This window comes from Streptacidiphilus sp. MAP5-3 (genome assembly GCF_041262505.1).
GTDB lineage: Bacteria > Actinomycetota > Actinomycetes > Streptomycetales > Streptomycetaceae > Streptacidiphilus.
The window spans coordinates 80955-99390 of record NZ_JBGCCL010000004.1 but is presented as its reverse complement, the minus strand read 5'-3'; the positions used below and the strand labels follow the sequence as shown (position 1 = coordinate 99390).

The 18436-nt window shown below is 69.8% G+C and carries 18 protein-coding genes and 1 pseudogene; 13 read left to right on the top strand and 6 right to left on the bottom strand.

All coding sequences use genetic code 11. From position 1 onward, the window contains the following. Nucleotides 1–32: 32 nt before the first annotated feature. Entirely contained in the window at nucleotides 33–281 is a 249-nt protein-coding gene (locus ABH928_RS09000; RefSeq protein WP_370063990.1) for a hypothetical protein, read from the bottom strand. 245 nt (nucleotides 282–526) lie between these two features. On the opposite strand from ABH928_RS09000, the gene ABH928_RS08995 reads away from it, so the two are divergent. The 3 genes from ABH928_RS08995 to ABH928_RS08985 all read left to right on the top strand — a co-directional run bounded on the left by ABH928_RS08995 (nucleotide 527) and on the right by ABH928_RS08985 (nucleotide 3158). Further along, nucleotides 527–1156, top strand: a complete 630-nt coding sequence (locus ABH928_RS08995; RefSeq protein ID WP_370063988.1) for a hypothetical protein — start codon at nucleotides 527–529, stop codon at nucleotides 1154–1156. Nucleotides 1157–1296: 140 nt separating this feature from the next. Then, entirely contained in the window at nucleotides 1297–2361 is a 1065-nt protein-coding gene (locus ABH928_RS08990) for an LLM class flavin-dependent oxidoreductase (RefSeq protein WP_370063986.1), read from the top strand. A gap of 71 nt (nucleotides 2362–2432) precedes the next feature. Beyond that, nucleotides 2433–3158, top strand: a complete 726-nt coding sequence (locus ABH928_RS08985) for a ribonuclease H (RefSeq protein ID WP_370063985.1) — start codon at nucleotides 2433–2435, stop codon at nucleotides 3156–3158. A gap of 4 nt (nucleotides 3159–3162) precedes the next feature. Here the strand turns inward: ABH928_RS08985 and ABH928_RS08980 are convergent, their stop codons facing one another. Then, nucleotides 3163–3621, bottom strand: coding sequence for a VOC family protein (locus tag ABH928_RS08980; protein WP_370063984.1), 459 nt, complete (start codon nucleotides 3619–3621; stop codon nucleotides 3163–3165). A gap of 314 nt (nucleotides 3622–3935) precedes the next feature. Here ABH928_RS08980 and ABH928_RS08975 point away from each other — a divergent pair, with 314 nt between their 5' ends. Continuing rightward, a complete protein-coding gene (locus tag ABH928_RS08975; RefSeq protein WP_370063982.1) occupies nucleotides 3936–5414 on the top strand; it encodes a glycoside hydrolase family 47 protein in 1479 nt (492 codons plus the stop codon). Nucleotides 5415–5424: 10 nt separating this feature from the next. Here the strand turns inward: ABH928_RS08975 and ABH928_RS08970 are convergent, their stop codons facing one another. After that, complete coding sequence (locus ABH928_RS08970) at nucleotides 5425–6639, bottom strand: permease (RefSeq protein ID WP_370063980.1); 1215 nt, start codon at nucleotides 6637–6639, stop codon at nucleotides 5425–5427. A gap of 124 nt (nucleotides 6640–6763) precedes the next feature. On the opposite strand from ABH928_RS08970, the gene ABH928_RS08965 reads away from it, so the two are divergent. From ABH928_RS08965 to ABH928_RS08930, 8 genes are all read left to right on the top strand, one after another. Then, nucleotides 6764–7459 (top strand): DUF998 domain-containing protein, encoded by a 696-nt coding sequence (locus tag ABH928_RS08965; protein WP_370063978.1) that lies wholly within the window; start codon nucleotides 6764–6766, stop codon nucleotides 7457–7459. A 9-nt stretch (nucleotides 7460–7468) separates the two neighbouring features. Continuing rightward, complete coding sequence (locus tag ABH928_RS08960; RefSeq protein ID WP_370063976.1) at nucleotides 7469–8062, top strand: dihydrofolate reductase family protein; 594 nt, start codon at nucleotides 7469–7471, stop codon at nucleotides 8060–8062. A gap of 99 nt (nucleotides 8063–8161) precedes the next feature. Then, entirely contained in the window at nucleotides 8162–8593 is a 432-nt protein-coding gene (locus tag ABH928_RS08955; protein ID WP_370063974.1) for an Rrf2 family transcriptional regulator, read from the top strand. Nucleotides 8594–8735: 142 nt separating this feature from the next. Beyond that, nucleotides 8736–9137: a nuclear transport factor 2 family protein gene (locus ABH928_RS08950; protein ID WP_370063972.1), complete on the top strand. Its 402-nt coding sequence runs from the start codon at nucleotides 8736–8738 to the stop codon at nucleotides 9135–9137. Nucleotides 9138–9395: 258 nt separating this feature from the next. Continuing rightward, nucleotides 9396–10145 carry an SDR family oxidoreductase gene (locus ABH928_RS08945; RefSeq protein WP_370063970.1) on the top strand — a complete coding sequence of 250 codons (750 nt, stop codon included), beginning with the start codon at nucleotides 9396–9398 and terminating at the stop codon, nucleotides 10143–10145. 78 nt (nucleotides 10146–10223) lie between these two features. Continuing rightward, nucleotides 10224–10352 (top strand): hypothetical protein, encoded by a 129-nt coding sequence (locus ABH928_RS08940; RefSeq protein ID WP_370063968.1) that lies wholly within the window; start codon nucleotides 10224–10226, stop codon nucleotides 10350–10352. A gap of 170 nt (nucleotides 10353–10522) precedes the next feature. After that, entirely contained in the window at nucleotides 10523–11452 is a 930-nt protein-coding gene (locus tag ABH928_RS08935) for an SDR family NAD(P)-dependent oxidoreductase (protein ID WP_370063966.1), read from the top strand. Between the two features lie 156 nt (nucleotides 11453–11608). Continuing rightward, nucleotides 11609–11980: a nuclear transport factor 2 family protein gene (locus ABH928_RS08930; protein ID WP_370063964.1), complete on the top strand. Its 372-nt coding sequence runs from the start codon at nucleotides 11609–11611 to the stop codon at nucleotides 11978–11980. Nucleotides 11981–12157: 177 nt separating this feature from the next. On the opposite strand, the pseudogene ABH928_RS08925 reads toward ABH928_RS08930, so the two are convergent. From ABH928_RS08925 to ABH928_RS08915, 3 genes and pseudogenes are all read right to left on the bottom strand, one after another. Continuing rightward, nucleotides 12158–12439 (bottom strand): annotated as a pseudogene (locus tag ABH928_RS08925) (serine hydrolase domain-containing protein); the annotation flags it as partial. A 122-nt stretch (nucleotides 12440–12561) separates the two neighbouring features. Continuing rightward, a complete protein-coding gene (locus ABH928_RS08920; RefSeq protein ID WP_370063962.1) occupies nucleotides 12562–15507 on the bottom strand; it encodes a CBM35 domain-containing protein in 2946 nt (981 codons plus the stop codon). 270 nt (nucleotides 15508–15777) lie between these two features. Next, a complete protein-coding gene (locus ABH928_RS08915) occupies nucleotides 15778–16773 on the bottom strand; it encodes a LacI family DNA-binding transcriptional regulator (RefSeq protein WP_370063960.1) in 996 nt (331 codons plus the stop codon). A gap of 260 nt (nucleotides 16774–17033) precedes the next feature. Here ABH928_RS08915 and ABH928_RS08910 point away from each other — a divergent pair, with 260 nt between their 5' ends. Continuing rightward, nucleotides 17034–18419: an ABC transporter substrate-binding protein gene (locus tag ABH928_RS08910; RefSeq protein WP_370063958.1), complete on the top strand. Its 1386-nt coding sequence runs from the start codon at nucleotides 17034–17036 to the stop codon at nucleotides 18417–18419. Nucleotides 18420–18436: the final 17 nt, after the last annotated feature.

Genomic DNA, 18436 nt, shown 5'->3' with positions numbered 1-18436 from the left:
GGCACCCCCGCTGCTGAGCGGAGGCGCCCCCGCTACGGGCGGACGGCAGCGGGAGGCGCCGTGCCGCTGGCGTGGTGCGCCGACGCGGACGGTGACGGCGTCGTGCACGCGGCCGGTGTGGCCGGGCTCAGGTGTGATCCGGCCCAGAAGCCGACGACCAGACCCGCGCCCAGCAGCCACTTGTGCCGGGTGCGCTTCCAGTCGGACGGCGCCCCGGCCTTCATCAGCCGGAGCTCGGTCAGCTCGTGCGGGGACGGTCGGGTGTCGGTGAAGAGGCCCATGACGGACTTCCTTCCAGGGGAGTGAGAAGTGGGTCCTTGGAGGTTGGCGCAGCCCACCGACATCGGCAGCCGGGTTTTCGGTTCCCTCGACAGGTCTCGGCCATGAGCACCGCCGTTCACGTCGCTGGTCGTACGGCCCGGAACGGACAAACCGCCCGTCCGTGCCGCCGTTCCGGGTTGGCCGAAACTGATCCCCTCGCCGTCAACTCTTGTCACGGACGGTGAACTTGACGCACGCTGGTCAAATGACGGCCGGAACGGCGGGAATCGCGGGGACGTACCACGAGGTCTTCTGGAGCACGCTCGGCGGCATCGCCGCCGTGGTCGCCGCCGGACAGGTGCTGGGAACGGCCGTCGCCCTGCGGGCCTACTGGACCGCCGTCCGCGGACTGCCCGGGTGGTGGCTCTACCGGGCGCTGACCCGGACGGTCGAGATCGTCGTGCCGCCGCTGGAGAAGTACAGCAGCGAGCTGGCCGAGGCGCACCGCAACTACCCGGGCAACCTGCAGCGGCGGGACTTCCAGCGTGACATCCCCGGGGGCCTGCGGGTCCGCTTCGCGGTGGTCTGGCTGCTGGGCAGCTGCTGGTACGTGGCGCAGGGGCTGGTGATGATCCAGTGCCTCAACTCCCTTGCCGACAAGGCCGACGACCTGTCCCCGCACGTCGCCATCTGGCTGGAGGTCTCGGTCGTGGTGACCGCGCCGGTGGTGCTGAGCCTCACCGACACGGTCGGCGGCCGGCTCAAACAGCTCAGCATGGAGCCACACCGTCCGCCCCAGCGCCTCTCCCGCGCCGTGGCCCAGGCCACCCGCCACGACGGCGCGGCCGCCCACGACCCGTCGCCGCCGCACCGGCCGCCCGTCCCACCGGACTGAACCCGTATTGCGCCGCCTTGCGCGGCGTTGCGTCGCTGTGTCGTTCGGCGGTCGAACGCTGCGCGCACCGTCCCTGCTGACGGAGGATGACCGAGGATCACGGAAGATCATCGAAGATCACCCGTCCGGGAGGAGCACCTGTGCCGACGACGTCCGAGCCGCTGCGGAAGCTGGGCTTCCTGACCATCGGCCTCTTCGACCCGGCCGACCCGGGCCCCGGCCATGCGTCGACCCTGGAACTGATCGAACTCGGCGAGCAGCTGGGCTTCGACACCGCCTGGGTACGGCACCGGCACCTCCAGCACGGGATCTCCTCGCCCGTCGCCGTGCTGGCCGCCGCCACGCAGCGGACCCGCCGGATCGAGCTCGGCACCGCGGTGATCCCGCTCGGCTGGGAGAACCCGCTGCGCCTGGCGGAGGACCTGGCCACCGTCGACATCCTCTCCGGCGGACGGCTCAACCCCGGCGTCAGCGTCGGCCCGCCGATGCACTGGGACGACGTCAAGCAGGCCCTATACCCGGACACCGCCGACGCCGAGGACTTCGGGTACGACCGGGTCCGCCGCCTGCTCGGCTTCGTCCGCGGCGAGGCCGCGACGGACTTCCGCGGCGTCGAGGGCATCGAGGTCTTCTCCGACCGCGTCCAGCCGCAGTCCCCGGGCCTGGGACGGCGGTTGTGGTACGGCGGCGCGAGCCTGCGCTCGGCCCGCTGGGCGGGCGAGCAGGGGATGAACCTGCTCACCAGCAGCGTGGTCAAAGCCGAACCGGCTGAACCGGCCGAACTAGCCGAACAGGCCGAGCAGGAGGACGGCGGGACGGACTTCGCCGCGATCCAGCTCGCCCAGATCCTGGAGTTCCGCGCCCACCACCCCGACCGCGAGCGGGCCCGGGTCTCGCAGGGCTTGGTGGTCATCCCGACCGACAGCGCCTCCGCCGAGCAGCAGGCCAAGTACCGCGCCTACGCGGCGTCCCGCCTGCCGCGCACGACCGCGCCGCAGGGACCCGGCCGCCTGCTGTTCGCCCCGGACCTGGTCGGCACCTCGGCCGAGCTCGCCGAGCGGCTCCACGCCCACGCCGCGTTCCAGCAGGTCGACGAGGTCGCCTTCGCCCTGCCGTTCACCTTCGCTCACGAGGACTACGTGCAGATCCTCACTGACATCGCCACCCGTCTCGGCCCGGCACTCGGTTGGCGGCCTGCCGGCTGAGGCTGCGGGTCCACCGGGCGTGTGTCCGGGGGGTGTACCTGGGGGCTCGCGGGACCTGGGATGATCGATGCATGGTCGATCGAATCATCGCTGCGTGTGACGGTGCCGCCAAGGGAAACCCCGGGCCGGCCGCCTGGGCCTACGTCGTCGCGGACGCGACCGGCGTCCCCCAGCGCTGGCGCGCCGGAGCGCTCGGGCACAGCACCAACAACATCGGCGAGCTCACCGCGCTGGAGCAACTGCTGGAGGCCACCGACCCGGCGGTCCCGCTGGAGGTCCGGCTCGACTCGACCTACACCCGCGACGCGGTCACCAAGTGGCTGAACAACTGGAAGCGCAACGGGTGGAAGACGGCGGGAGGCAAGCCCGTCGCCAACCGCGAGCTGATCCAGCACATCGACGAGCTGCTGACCGGCCGGGACGTCACCTTCGTCTACGTCCCCGCGCACCAGGTCGACGGCGACCCGCTCAACGCCATCGCCGACAAGGCGGCCAGCGACGCCGCCCGCGACCAGCGCGACGCCTCCGGCACGGGCGACGACCTCCCCGTCCCCGCCCCGGTCACCGCCGAGGGCCGCGCCCGCCTCAGCCGCCCGGCACGCGGCGGCGCGAAGTCCGCCTCCACCGACTCCACCGGCGCCCCGGCGAAGTCCTCCACCGGCTCCGGCTCCGCCCGCACCCTCGCCGCCCGCTACCCGGGCACCTGCCCCTGCTCCCGCCCCTACGCCAAGGGCGACAAGATCACCAAGGTCGGCTCCAGCTGGGGCCACCCGGAGTGCGCGGGATCGTTCGCCTGATCCGTCACGCTCCCGGCTCCGGCTCCGGCGCTGCCGACGGCTCCGACGGAGCTCCCAGCTCTTCGAACAGGGTCAGCTGGAGCGAGGCCGGGGCGTTCAGGCGGGAGTTGAGGGAGTGCCACGGGGTGCGGGTGGGCTCGGCGAGGACCTGGGCGCCCGCTTCGGCGAGGCGGGCGGTCATCGCGGGGGCGTCGTCGACCCGGAAGGCGACGCGGATGTGGCCCGCGACGCGGCGGCCGACCTCGACGTCGTCGATGTAGTCGGCGTGGCCCGGGTCGGCGATCTCCAGGGTCGCCCGCCCGGCCTCCAGAATGGTCACCCGGCCGTCGGGGGAGGAGAACGCGCCGCGCTCGGGCAGGCCGAGGACGTCGCGGTAGAAGCGCAGCGCAGCGTCGTAGTCGTCGGCGGTCACCACCAGGCGGAGTTCGCGGACGGGAGCATGCGACTGTTCGGACTGGGACACGGCGACCTCTCGGATCGGAGCGGATCAGGTTCGTGCGGATCGGGTTCTGGGGGATCAGGTTCGTGCGGATCGGGTTCTGGGGGATCAGGTTCGTGGGGATCAGGTTCGCGGGGATCTGTTCGCGCAGGTCAACGCGACGGCGATCGTCGGCATTCCCGGCGGCCGAGCATTCCGACGCGTGCCTGACGACCCGTCACCCACGGTGACCGTCCCACCGCTGCGCACTGCGGCGATCGGCGGGTGGGGCAACCCGATCGAGTGAGCCGACGGCGTGGATATCATCCGACAAGCGTCGGGCCTGGCTTGCTGGCGGAATGACGGTCACCCCTGTGCCCCTCCCGCTGTTGCCGACGTCCCGCGCGTCCCAGGGCCGCGCCCGCCGGCCGAGCCGGCGGACGGTGCTCGCCGCCGGCGTCGGCGGCGCGGCGACCGCGCTCGTGCTCGGCGCGGCGGCGCCCGCCGAGCCCAGCGTGTCGGCGGACGCGATCGCCGCCGCTGCCGTCCGCGAGGAGTACCTGCACGGCTGGCGCGGGTACCAGGACGTCGCCTGGGGGCACGACGAGGCGCGGCCGATCAGCCGCACCACCCACGACTTCTTCGCGCCCGGCCACACCTTCGGGCTCTCCATCGTCGAGGCGCTGGACACGCTCTTCCTGATGGGCGAGGACGCCGACGTGATCAGCTGCTGCGACTGGATCGAGCAGCACCTCGACCCGGCGCAGAACGCCGACGTGCAGATCTTCGAGGCGATCATCCGCCTCGTCGGCGGACTGCTGGCGGGCTATCAGGCAACGCAGCGGCCCGCCCTGCTGGACCGCGCCCGCGAGCTCGCCGACCGGCTGCTGCCCGCCTTCACCGCCTCGCCGACCGGCATGCCCTACACCCACGTCAACCTGCGTACGGGCGCGGTGCGCGGCAAGGTCGCCGCGCTCGCCGAGATCGGCAGCAACGCCATGGAGTTCGGCCTGCTCAGCCGCCTCACCGGTGACGCGCGCTACTACGACGCCTCGCTCCGCGCCTACCGGGCCGTCATCTCCCGCCGCAGCGCGCTCGACCTGCTCGGCACGTCGATCGACGTCGAGACCGGCCGCTGGGTCGACTGCACCACCGTCGCGCCGAACGCGCCCGTGGACTCGTTCTACGAGTACCTCTGGACCAGCGGGGCGCTGCTCGCCGACACCCAACTGAAGAGCTGGTACCGGATGTTGACCGCGGCGATCCTGCGCCACCAGTCGGTCCGCGTCGGCGGCCGGCTCTGGTTCCGGTCGGTCGACTTCCACACCGGACGCCCCAGCGGCCCGACCACGCAGCTGGAGCTCGGCGCCTTCTACGCGGGACTGCTGGGCAAGGGCGGCGCGGTCCGCGAGGGCTCGGAGTACTTCGACTCGTGGACGGCCGTGCTGGAGCGCCATCCCGTGCTGCCCGAGTCGATCGACTACACCACGTTGGCCCCTGTCGACCGCTCCGGCCAGCTGCGGCCCGAGTACGCCAACTCCGCCTTCGACCTGTGGCGGATCACCGGCGACGAGCACTACAAGCAGTGCGCCTACCGCTGGTTCCTCGCCATGCGCGACCGCCAGCGCGTCCCCGGTGGCTACACCAACCTCCGCGATGTGACCGCGCCCGCCGGATCGGCGCGCTCCTACGACGACCTGACGCCGGGCTACTGGTTCGCGGAGAACCTCAAGTACCTGTGGCTGATGTTCTCGGCGACCCCGCGCTTCGACTACCGGGCCGGCATGCTCTCGACCGAGGGCAAGGCGCTGGCGGGCCTGCGCCCGCAGTGGCTGTAGCGCGCAGCGGTCAGTGCCCGCCGTGGGCCTGGTGGGCCTGGTGGGCCTCGTGCATCGCGTGCTCGCCGTGCCCGGCGTCCGGGGAGCCGCCCATCATCGCGAGCATCTGCCGCCCGCCCGTGCGCAGGAAGCGGACCACCAGGGCCGCCGCCAGCACCAGGAAGACGATGTTCAGCACGGTCGTGTAGTTCCAGCTGACGCCCTCCATGGGGATCCGCGCCCGCTGCTGGTCCGGCACCAACCCCAGCCCGCCGAAGACGAGTTCGACCACATAGCCGGCCACCACCATCGCCACGTAGAAGGTCCCCAGCAGGTACAGCGTCATCCCGGTGCCGTAGTAGCGGCGGTGGATGACGAGGATCGGCAGGATCAGCAGGTCCGCGAAGATGAAGGCGACCACGCCGCCGAAGCTGATCCCGCCCTTCCAGAGCACCACCGCCAGCGGCACGTTGCCGATCGAGCAGACGAACGACACCACCGCGACCAGCGGACCGACCAGCGGTCCCCAGATCTTCGACGCCAAGGGATGGCCCGAGAAGAAGAAGTGGTTCCAGAAGGAGTCCGGCACCCAGGCCCCGATCGCGCCCGCGATCAACAGCCCGATCACCAGGTCGCGCAGGATCGCCGCCCACTCCATCACGAAGACATGGGAGACCGACGTCAACCCCTCGCCCGAGAACAGCCGTTGCCGGAACGACCCGCTGCGGCGCACCGACATGTCCATCGCCGCGTGCCCCTCCATCGACCCGGCCAGCCCACGGTCCGCCTGTTCGCGTGCGCCGCGCAGCAGCCGCTCGCGCAAGGTGAGACGGAACAGCACGGCCAGCACCACGATCATGATCGGCCCGCCCGCGAACTCGGCCAGCGTGAACTGCCAGCCCATCAACAGCGCCAGGATCACTCCGAGTTCCACGACCAGATTGGTCGACGCGATCTCGAACGCCATCGCCGCCGTGAAGTCGGCGCCCTTGCGGAACAACGACCGGGCCAACGCCACCGCCGCGTACGAGCAGGACGAGGACGCCGCGCCCAGCGCGGAGGCGACCGCCAGCGTGCGCGGACGGTCGTCGCCCAGCAGCCGGACGACGGTCTCCTTGCGCACCACGGCCTGGACGATCGCGGAGAGCAGGAACCCGAGGATCAGCGCCCAGGTGATCTCCCAGGTCATCGACCCGACCAGGGCGAGCGCATGGGCGAGGGCATGAACGGCGCGCGATGCGGTCATGCTGCGACTGTACCCCCCAGGGGTATGTGGCACGGGGATTGACATGTGCTCACTCTGCGCGTATCACAAGTTACGTATCGTCACTTCGCAGTGACGTGGAGTGAAGTGTGGCAAGGGGGTAGCGATGGCGACAGACGCATCCGTTCCGGCAGGCGGGACGACCGAGCAGGATGCCACCACGGTCAAGCGGCTCCGCGTCGGCGTGGGCCTGATCGGCCTCTCGCTGCCGATCGTGCTGCCGCTCGGCAACAGCCTGTTCTCGGCCCATCTGGGCCTGCTGGACTCACTCAGCGGCTCGTACTACACCCACATGCGCAACGTCTTCGTGGGCGGTCTGTGGGCCATCGGGGTGGTGCTGATCTGCTACCGGCACAGCCCGCGCGAGGACCGCTGGAGCTCGATCGCCGGGTTCTTCGCGATCGTCGTCTCGCTCTGCCCGACCTGGCCGCCGTCCTCGCTCGTGCCGCACCCGACCACGGCCACGGACGTCGTGGGCGCGATCCACACCGTCTCCGCGGCGATCGTCTTCTCCTCGCTCGCCTTCTTCTGCCTCCAACTCTTCCGCGACGACGGCGAGCCGGACGGGGAGCGGCGCAAGCGGCTCTACCTGGTCTGCGGCGTGGTCATCCTGGCCGGCATCGTCACGATCCTGGCCACGGCGCTGCTGCACTGGGGTGGGGTGGGCGGACTGACGCCGGTCTTCGCGGGGGAGTCGGTCAGCGTCTTCGCCTTCGGCCTGGCCTGGTTCGTCAAGAGCGACGCCATCGCGGATCTCGCCCACCTGGCGGGTCGCCCGGCGCTTGCCGCTTCCTGGGCATAGCGTCACCGTGTGCGCAGAATCGTGCTCTTCATGTCGATGTCCCTCGACGGCTACTCCGAGCGGCTCGACCGCGACATCAGCTGGCACCGGGTGGACGAGGACCTGCACCGCTACTTGAACGAGCGGCTCCGCCCCACCGCCGCGTTCCTGAGCGGACGGGTCACCCACGAACTGATGGCCGCGTACTGGCCCACCGCCGACGCCGACCCGGACGCAAGCCCGGCGGTGGCGGACTTCGCGGAGATCTGGCGGACCAAGCCCAAGACCGCCTTCTCCTGCACCCTCACCGCCGACCGGCTCGACTGGAACACCACCGTCCGCCACGAGGTCGACCCCGCCGCGACCCGCGCCCTCCAGACCGCGCCGGGCGACGGCGAGTTGGGCGAGGGCGACCTGGTCGTCAGCGGCGCGGTCCTGGCCCGGACCTTCCGGGAGCTGGACCTGATCGACGCCTACCACATCTGCGTCCACCCGGTGATCCTCGGCCGCGGCCGCCCCCTCTTCCAGGAGCTCACCGCGACCCAGGACCTCCGCCTCCTCGACGCCCGCACCTTCGGCAGCGGCGTCGTCGTGTTGCAGTACGCCCGCGACCGCCGCGCCTGACGGGATCTCAGCCCCGCGATCGCCGTCATCGTCGTTACGTCTGGCTTTGACCCCTCTGATCGTAACAGTTACTGTTACTTCCAGAGGAGGCGAGGACCGATGAGCGCCAACAGCAGGATGACCATCGCCGCGCATGCCCTGACCTGGATCGGGCTGTACCAGCGTTACGGCAACGAGGTCGCCACCTCGGAGCAGATCGCCAAGAGCGTGAACACGAACCCCGTGGTCATCCGCCGACTCCTCGCCCAGCTGCAGAAGGCCGGGCTGTGCCAATCCCGGCGGGGCGCGGGCGCGGGCTGGATGCTCAGTCGCGACCTGGCCTCCATCACCCTGCTCGACGTCTACGACGTCGTCGGCCCCAGCCCGCTGTTCGGCATGCACCCCGCGACCCCGGACCCGCAATGCGTGGTGGGATCCGGGATCCAGCCGGCAATGCGCTCCATCTACGACGGGATCGAGGACGCCGTGCGCAACGAACTGGCCAAGGTGACACTGGAGACCGTGCTGCGCGACGTGCTCGCCGCCCCCTAGCGAACGCGGAACGCCGCGACCCATCCGCGAGGCCCGTGCCTCGACCTTCCGTCCCCGATGATGTAACAACTTTGGTTACCTCATCCTGAAAGCCGTGTACCGACCGAGAGGCCGAACCCCCTCGGCGAAGAAAGGGCAGAACATGAGTGAGAACACGCGCAGCGTGGTGGAGGAGCTCCTGAAGCGCGTCGGAGCAGGCGACATCGAAGGGGTTGTGGAGCTGTTCGCGCGCGACGCCGTCTGGGAGATCCCCGGTGACCCGGCCATCGTCCCCTGGGTGGGGCGTCGCTCGGTCGAGAACATCCCGGAGTTCTTCGAGACGATCGGTGCGTACACCGACCGCGAACTGTTCGACGTCGAGCGCGTTGTCGTCGACGGCCCGAACGCGGTCCTGATCGGACGGGCGCGGGTCGTCGTCCGATCGACGGGCAAAGTGATCGACACGCCCTTCGCCATCGACATTGTCGTCAACCACGAGGGCCGCATCAGCCGCTACTACATGTTCGAGGACTCCTGGCGCGTTGCGCAGGGCGTGATCCGCTAGCGAATACCGGGGGAGGGCCCGACCCTGGTCGATCTTCAATCTCGAAGACCAGCAGGAGACCGCGAGCGACCACGCACCGTGACATCCGCAGCCAGCGATCGGAGCCAGCCGGCCGTGGGCTGTGAACCTGCGTTTGTCGTCGGGGCGGAGGTTCCCGGGGGTCAAGTCAGCACCCACCGGCGCCGGGTTCAGCGGAATATCGCGGTCCACCATACGCTTATGCTTGACATGTCACGTAATCTGCGGCGGAGGACGGCGATGAACCAGCTTGAAGGCAAGACGGCCCTGGTGACCGGCGGCACGTCCGGGATCGGGCTCGCGACGGCCCAGCGCTTCGCTGAGGAGGGCGCCCAGGTGTTCGTCACCGGCCGCCGCCAAGCCGAGCTCGATCAGGCGGTCACTGCGATCGGTCACGGCGCGGTCGGCGTCCGCGGCGACGTGTCCGACCTGAGCGATCTCGATGCGGTCTACGCGAAGATCTCTCAACGCGGTCGCGGTTTGGATGTCCTGTTCGCCAATGCCGGTGGTGGGTCGTTCGCGACGCTCGAGGATCTGGACGCCGCGCACTTCGACCAGATCTTCGCCGTCAATGTCCGGGGCACGGTGTTCACCGTGCAGAAGGCTCTGCCGCTGCTGAACGAGGGTGCCTCGGTCATCCTGTCCGGCTCGACTGCCGCCACCAGCGGCACTCCCGCCTTCGGCGTCTACGCCGCGACCAAGGCGGCTATCCGGTCGTTCGGACGGACGTGGGCGGTGGAGCTGGCCGGCCGAAGCGTGCGGGTCAACGTGATCGTGCCCGGCCCAACCGAGACCGCCGGCTTGCGCGGCCTGGCCGGCGACGCAGCCCGGGCCGACGGGCTCATGGCTCAACTGGGTAGCGGAGTGCCGTTGGGACGAGTGGCCCGCCCCCGCGAGATCGCCAACGCCGTGCTGTTTCTCGCCTCCGACCAGAGCAGCTTCGTCACCGGCAGCGAACTCTTCGCCGACGGCGGAGAAGAACAGCAGTAGTCGCACCCCCGGGACGCCCGCGCGCGCTCCGCACCACTCCTACGCGGTTCTGACACGACGTCCCAGAAGGAGGACCTCATGTCAAAGGCAGTCCTGCTCACCGATTTCGGACCCCCCACCGTCAGACCGCTCGCGGACGCCGCGGACGTTCACGCGCTGCTGCAGGACGGGACCCTGCGCAGGAAAGCCGTGCTCGCGGTCTCGTGACCGCTGGCCCCCTCGTCCCTGCCATCGCCACACGGTTGGCGATCAGCCCCCCATTGCGCCCGCGCCAAGGTCGACGCGGACGCAGTCCCAAAGCCGATTCACTCCGGCACGTCCGGACCTCACCGCCGCACCGCCCGCGTGCAGTAACCGGAGACAGGAGAGAACATCCCATGGCACACACACTGCTCACCACGCCGTTCGGAGCAGAGTCGACCGCGCTGGAAGTCGTCAACGGCGTCGACCTGACGGGCAAGCACGCCATCGTCACCGGCGGCTCATCCGGGCTCGGCGTCGAGACGGCACGCGCACTGGCCTCAGTCGGCGCGGACGTCACCCTCGCGGTACGCGACACCGCAGCCGGCGAGAAAGCCAAGAGCGACATCACGGCGACCACGGGCAACCAGAACCTGCACGTCGCACGGCTCGACCTCGCCGACCAGGAGTCCGTCCGGCAGTTCGTGGCCGCATGGCAGGGGCCACTGCACATCCTGGTCAACAACGCCGGCGTCATGGCCATGCCCCTGAACCGCACGGCACAGGGCTGGGAGATGCAGTTCGCCACGAACCACCTCGGGCACTTCGCACTTGCCGTAGGACTGCACGACGCCCTCGCCAGGGCACATGGAGCGCGCATCGTGGCCGTCAGTTCTGTCGGCCACATCGGCGGCAACGTCGACTTCGGCGACATCATGTTCGACCGCCGTCCCTACAACGAGTGGGTCGCCTACGGCCAGTCGAAGACAGCCAACGTTCTCTTTGCCGTCGAGGCGACGAAGCGGTGGGCCGGCGACGGCATCCTCGCCAACGCACTCAACCCCGGCCGTATCCCTTCCACGGGCCTCATGCGGCACATTCCGCAGGTCGACGCCTCCACCGACAGCACCGGCGTCTCCTGGAAGAACGAGGAGCAAGGTGCGGCCACGTCGGCCCTACTGGCCGCCTCTCCCCTCCTCGACGGCATTGGAGGCCGCTACTTCGAGGATTGCAACGAAGCCGGCCCCAACGAGCCCGGTGTTCGCCGCGGAGTCGCCGCGTACGCGCTCGACGAGGACAACGCCGCACGCTTGTGGCAGGTCTCACTCGACCTTATCCGCACCTGATCCTCCGTCTCTTCGCACTCCGCAACCCTGACGAAATCGCAGGACCAACAGCGCTGATCCCGGGTGGCTGCTCCGGCATCGACGTGGAGTGCGACAAATCTCGCGTGGGACTGCCAGCCGAGGCCAGAACTCACCCTGCAACCCGAAGGACCGCCCATGAACAGCCCCGTCGCCGACCTGATGCGCCGCAACCTTCTCGACGTCTTCAACGAACCGGACCCCGAGCGCCGCAACGCGGCCATCGCGCAGACCTACGCCCAGGACGTCGTGTGGCACGAACCCGACCGCGTCCTCCGAGGCCGCGAGGCACTCGCCCAGCGCGCCACAGAACTGCGTGCGCAGACGCCGGACTGGGTCTTCCGGCCCGACGGACCCGTCTCCGTCAACGACGACCTCGGCCACCTCGGCTTCCAGTTCGGCCCCGCCGGTCAACCGCCCGTCGCGACCGGAATGGACATCGCCCGCTGCAAGGACGGTGTCATCGTAGAGCTCTACACCTTCGTCGGCGGGAGCAGCCAACCGTCCTAGTGCGACGGGCCCGAGCGCTTCGCCCCCAGACACGGGCGCACACAGTTCCTCCACGGCGGCGGCACGGGCGTAGCGGCGCACAGAAGTGCTGTGACCGGGAAGGCTCATCGCTGCAGCTCGGACGTGGGTGCCGGTCACATCCGCCGTTCGGGCGGCACTGTCGCGAACTCGGAGACGGTTCAGCAGCGCATGCGTGAAATCCGCGTCCGCGGTGTACGGGAACAGGCCGCTGCGCATCTCCGCGAGCTGACGCAGCGTGATCCGGTCACCGCACGGCACGCCGTGGATGTGGGCGCAGATCGGGTCGTCGAGCCGGATCCTGCCCTCGTCGACGAGCTCGAGCAGCGCGGTGACCGTGAACGTCTTGGTCTCGCTGCCGATCCGCATGAACAGGTCGGTGGCCATCGGTGCGCCGGTGGCGGTGTCGGAGACACCCGTCGCGCGGGTGTAGCTTCCCCTGCGGAGCCTTCCGGTCTGTCGATGTCACTCGCAGAGTCTGACCAGGACCACGGGTCCGTTGGGCCGGGTGGACTCCCGGGGAGGGAGGCCACCCGGCCTGGACGTTGCATGGGACCGGACGGTCAGAAGCCGCTGTCGCCGGGACCGCGGTTGATGGTGTAGTTGCCGGGGTTGTTGAGTCCGCCGGAGGCGGCGCCGCTGACGGTGACGTAGTTGGCCGTCATGCTGCCGGTGACGTCGGAGATGTCGATGCCGTAGGTGCCGGCGCCGCTGACGGTCAGATGATCCAGGGTGAGGTTGCTGATCTGCTTGGCGTAGCTGAGCAGCACGCCCTGGTAGGTGGCGTTGGTGATGGTGTTGCCGGTGACGTCCACGGGTTGGGTGATGTCGTCCTGGTTGGCGTAGATCCAGAGGGCGCCCAGGGACGAGCCCCAGTTGGAGTTGTACGAGCCCGCGCGGATCATCGCGTTGCCGCTGACCGTGGTCGGGCCGCTGAAGCCGGCGCCGAAGGCGGTGCTGACGGTGATGCCGGAGCCGAAGGCGACCGTGTCGGAGACGAGGTTGTTCGCGACCGTGTTGTTCGCGCCGCCGTAGACGCCGATGCCGTTGGCCTGGATCGGGCTGCTGACGGTGTTGTTCGTCAGCGAGCAGCCGGTGACATTCCCGCCTTCGGTGTCGAGTGCGAGCTCGTCGTCGCCGGTGTTGCGCACGACCGTCTGGTCGACCCGGGAGTTGGTGGTGCCGCCGTTGAAGTGGACGCCGTCGGCGAAGACGTCACGGACCCGGTCACCGACCACGTAGAGGCCGTTGGCGGAGTCGGTCCAGATGCCGACCTTGGTGTGCTCGATCCAGACGTCGTAGATCAGCGAGCCGGGGCCGAAGTTGCCTTCGATGCCGGCGGCGCCGGAGTTGTTGTTGCGGAAGGTCTGGTCGCCGTCGACGGTGAGGTCGGCGACCTGGCTGCTGCCGCCGGTGGCGAAGAGGCCGCCGGAGCCGTTGGGGGCGGTGGACTGCAGGGTGGTCCACCACTCGCCCGCGCCGCGGATCGAGACGTTGGCGAAGCTTATCTGTCCGGAGATCAGGTAGGTTCCGGCTGGGAACCACAGGCCGGTGCCGGTCCCGGACAGGGACGCGAGGGCGCTGTTGATCGCGCTGGTGTCGTCCGCCCCGGAGTTGGGCGTCACGCCGTAGTTGGTGACCGGCACGTAGCCGGTCGCGGGCATGGTGGCGGCGGGGTCGACCTGTTCGGCGTCCAGGACGTCGATGGTGTAGGAGGAGGCGGTGTCGGCGGCGTCCTTCTGCAGCTTGAGTACGGTGCCTGCGGGCCAGTTGCCGATCAGGGCGCGGGTCTCGTCGTAGAAGTGGTGGGCGGGCCCGTTGCTCGGGGTGTGGGTGTCGGTGTAGCCGCCGCCGTAGAGCCAGGAGTACTGCGTGGTCAGGCTCAGGTCCTGGACCTTGGTGCCGTTGGCGTAGAGCGCGAGCGGTGCGGTGGCCGTGGAGCCGTCGGAGTTGTCCGGGATCGAGTAGCGCAGCACGATCGCGTTGGCGGGCCGGGTCAGCGTGAACTGGACGTACTGGCCGGTCGCGGTGAGCTGGACGGCCTGGCGGCCGGTCGCCTCGGCCTGGAGGCTGGGGTAGGTCGTGCTGTAGGGCAGCACGGTGCCGTTGGTCTGTGCGGTGGCGGCCTGGTACTCGGTGTACGGGACGGTCGCGCCCTGCGCGGCCGGCGGGTTGCCGCCGGTGACGGCGACGCTGTTGACGGCCACGTTGCCGCTGTCGCCGCTGTCGGTCTGATAGGCGATCAGGTTGAGGCCGGAGCGCAGCGCCACGGTCTGGGAGGAGGTCAGCCAGCCGGACCCGGCCGGCAGGCTGAGCTGTCCGTTCTTGACGCCGTTCAGGTAGAGCGAGAGGGTCTGCGCCGAACCGGACGTGTTGGCGTACGAGAGTGTCACGGGGTAGTTGCCGGCGCTCGGCACGTCGGCGGTGAAGTCGACGACGGAGCCGGTGGCGGTGAAGCCGGTCAGGTAGCCGCTGCCGGTGTAGCCGGACAGGGTGGTGGCCAGTGCCGGGCCGCCGGTCCAGAAGGCGCTCGCCGCCTGGTAGACCTGCGCCGAACCGCCACCGCCCGTGGAGGTGGGCGTGGGCGTCGGCGTCGGCGTGGGTGTGGGCGTCGGGCTGGGGGAGGAGGCGCTGCCGACGGTGATGTTGTCGAGGTTGGCGTTGCCGCTGTCGGTGGTGTCGAACTTGTAGCCGATGGTGTCGCTGCCCGCGGCCAGGGTGAGTGTGTCCGTGACCGTGGTCCAGGTGTTCCAGTCGGCTGTCACCGGCAGTTGGTCCTGCTGGATCTTGGTGCCGTTGACGTAGACCGACAGCGTCATGGTCGAGCCGGTGCCGTTGGCGTACCGCAGCGACACCGGAGTGGCCCCGGCCGCCCCGGCGTTGACGGTGAAGACGGTGTCGGCGGTGCCCTTGTTCGCGTCGGTGTAGCCCTCGACGAAGCCGGTGCCGGTGTAGCCGGTGTGGTCGGTGCCGACGACGGCGCCGCCGGAGAGGGCGGCGTTCTCGGCCTCGTACTGGCCGGGCGGGGCCACCGGAGCCGACGCCAGGGTGATGTTGTCGAGGTTGACGTTGCCGCTGTCGGTGGTGTCGAACTTGTAGCCGATGGTGTCGCTGCCCGCGGTGAGGGTCACCGGGGTCTGCACGGTGCCCCAGGTGTTCCAGTCGGCGGTGGCGGGCAGTGAGATCTGGCTGGTCTTGGTGCCGTTGACGTAGACGGAGAGGGTCATCGTCGCCGTGGTGCCGTTGGCGTAGCGCAGCGTGGAGATGTACGCGCCCGCTGTCGCGGCGTTGACCGTGAAGACGGTGTCGGCGGCGCCCTTGTTCGCGTCGGTGTAGCCCTCGACGAAGCCGGTGCCGGTGTAGCCGGTGTGGTCGGTGCCGACGACCGCGCCGCCGGAGAGGGCGGCGTTCTCGGCCTCGTAGACCGTGGAATCGGCGTGCGCGGCGGGGGCGCTGCCCAGGCCGACCGCGAGGGTGAACAGCAGGGAGAGGAGGGCGAGCACGGCCACAGGGAGAATGCGGCCGTGCCGAAGCCCCGAGGATGAGGCGGGCATGTCGCTCCAGGGGTGGGAGGAGCCGGGGACGACGGCACGGTAGCCCCGCCGACACCACCGCACAATGAATCGCGCACTCGCCGCAAATTCCGGAGGAATTCACGTCAGGTCAGCAGTCAGAGCTTGCAAGCGACTGCTACCTGCGGCAACGCCCTGGAGCGCCGACCCTCGGTCCGTGTACGCCCTGAAAATCGGAGGCGGAATTCGTCCGTTCCTTGCCGCGGATTACGTCGCCTCGCCGCGCCAGGGTCCGGTCGACCCGCGGACCACGAGCTCCGGTTCGTGGAGCAGTTCCTTGGGGGTGGGCGCGCTGCCCTCGATCTGGTTGACCAGGAGCTGGACCGCGGCGCGGGCCATCGCGTCGATCGGCTGACGCAGCGTCGTCAGCGGCGGGTCGGTGTAGTTCATGAACGCCGAGTCGTCGAAGCCGACGGCGGAGAAGTCGCGGGGCACCTCCAGCCCGGCCCGGCGGGCGGCGCGGATCGCGCCGAGGGCGAGGATGTCGCTGCCGCAGATGATCCCCGTGGCCCCGGCCCGGATCAGCTCGCCCGCGGCGGCCTGGCCGCCCTCGAAGGAGAAGAGCGCGTGGCCGACCAGGCCGGTGAGGTCGAGCCCCGCGCGTGCGGCCAGTGCGGCGAAGGCGCGGGCCTTGCGCTCGGAGGGCGTGTGGTCGGCGGGGCCGATCAACAGGCCGATCCGGCGGTGTCCGAGCGCGTGCAGGTGGTTGAAGGCCTGTCCGACGGCGGCGCCGTCGTCGGTGGAGACCTGCGGGAAGCCGGCCCAGTCGACGGCGGCGTTGAGCAGGACCACCGGCACGCCGCGGTCCAGCAGGTTCCGGTGCTCCTCGGAGCTGAGGCCGCCGCAGAAGACCACGCCGGAGACCTGCTGGTCCAGCAGCATGGTGACGTACTCGGCCTCGGTCAGCCCGCCGGCCGAGCGGGTGCACAGCACGGGGGTGAAGCCGAGCTGGACCAGCGCCCCGCCCACCATCTCGGCCAGCGCCGGGAAGATCGGGTTCTGCAGCTCCGGCAGCACCAGGCCGACCAACCGGGCGCGTACGCCTCGCAGTTGGGTGGGGCGCTCGTAGCCGAGCACGTCCAGCGCGGTCAGCACGGCCTGGCGGGTGGCGTCGGAGACGCCCGGCTTGCCGTTGAGCACCCGGCTGACCGTCGCTTCGCTGACGCCGACCTTGTCGGCCACTTCCGCGAGTCTGCGAGTCATGCGGGCACTATGTCATACCGACCGTCAGATCCCTACAGTCGCTTGCGCTGATCCTGCGTCAACTTGCGTCCAGACGTCTGGTTCTTGCGCATATAAGTTTCGGTATTGCATGCCGTCGTGGTCGCCCGTAGCTTGTGCTGCACACCGGGCCGAGACCGCCGCCCTGCACCCGGGGCGCGGCCCTGACCTGCCACTTCCCTGCACGGCCCCGCCCTCGGGCGATCTCCTCCGCATCCTATCCTCACCTTCAGGGACCGAAGATGACCGGTATCAGAGCAGCCAGCAGAGTCCGCACCGCCGCAGCAGTCGCCCTGGCGACCGGTCTGGCCCTGACCGCTTCCGCCTGCGCCAGCTCCAGTTCGGGCTCGGGCGCCGCGAGCGGCAAGGTCACCATCACCGTCGGCTGCGAGCCGCCCACCACCCAGGCGCAGCCGCGTGCCAACTGGCTCGCCGACGTCGCCACGTTCGAGAAGGCCAACCCGAACATCACCGTCAACGGGGACGACGCCAACCCCTGCGACGACCCGGCCACCTTCAACGCCAAACTGGCCGGCGGCAAGATGGACGACGTCTTCTACGCCTACTTCACCGACGGCGCCAACGTGGTGGCGTCCGGTCAGGCCGCCGACATCCAGCAGTACGCGGGCCAGATCCACGGCCTTTCCGACATCCAGCCCGCGTTGACCGACATCTACCGGCAGGGCGGCACCAGCTCCGGCGACCTCTACGGCATCCCCAAGGGCAACTACAGCCTCGGCCTGGTCTACAACAAGGCCCTGTTCCAGAAGGCCGGGCTCGACCCGAACAAGCCGCCGACCACCTGGGACCAGGTCGAGACCGACGCCATCGCGATCAGCAGACTCGGCAACGGCACCGTCGGCTACGCCGACTACAGCGCCGCCAACACCGGAGGCTGGCACTTCACCGCCGAGCTCTACTCACGCGGCGGCACCATGGTCACCCCCGACGGCAAGTCGGCGAACTTCGACAACGCCGACGGCCTCGCGGTGCTCCAGTTCCTGCACAAGCTGCGCTTCACCGACAACGTCATGGGCACCAAGCAGGGGCTCCAGTACAACGACCTGCTGCAGATGATGGCCACGGGCAAGCTCGGCATGTACGTGGGTGACCCGATCACCCTGACCACCATCCACGACCAGTACAACGTGCCCTACGACCAGATGGCCGTCGGCCCGATGCCGGGCCAGCAGGCCACCCTGGTCGGCGGCGACGGCTACATGTTCAACAAGAAGGACACCGCGGCCCAGATCGAGGCCGGCATCAAGTGGATCAACTACGAGTTCCTCACCTCCGGAGTGGGACAGAACTTCAACTACCCGCGCCGCGCCGAGCAGAAGGAGCCCGTCGGCCTGCCCGAGCCGGACCTGTGGACCGGGGCGACGGCCGCGGCCGACGCCGCGGCCATGGCCAAGTACGCCAACATTCCCACCCAGAACTTCGCCACCTACGTCGCCGCGCTGCCGAACATGAAGCTCATCGTCGAGCCGCCGCAGGCCCAGGCGATCTACGCCCAGGGCGACAAGGCGATGGACGCGGTGCTCACCAACCCCAACGCGAACCTGCAGCAGCTGCTGGACACCTTCCGCGACGCCACCGACAGCGTCCTGGCCAACGCCCAGCAGTGACACCGTCACCGGCCCCA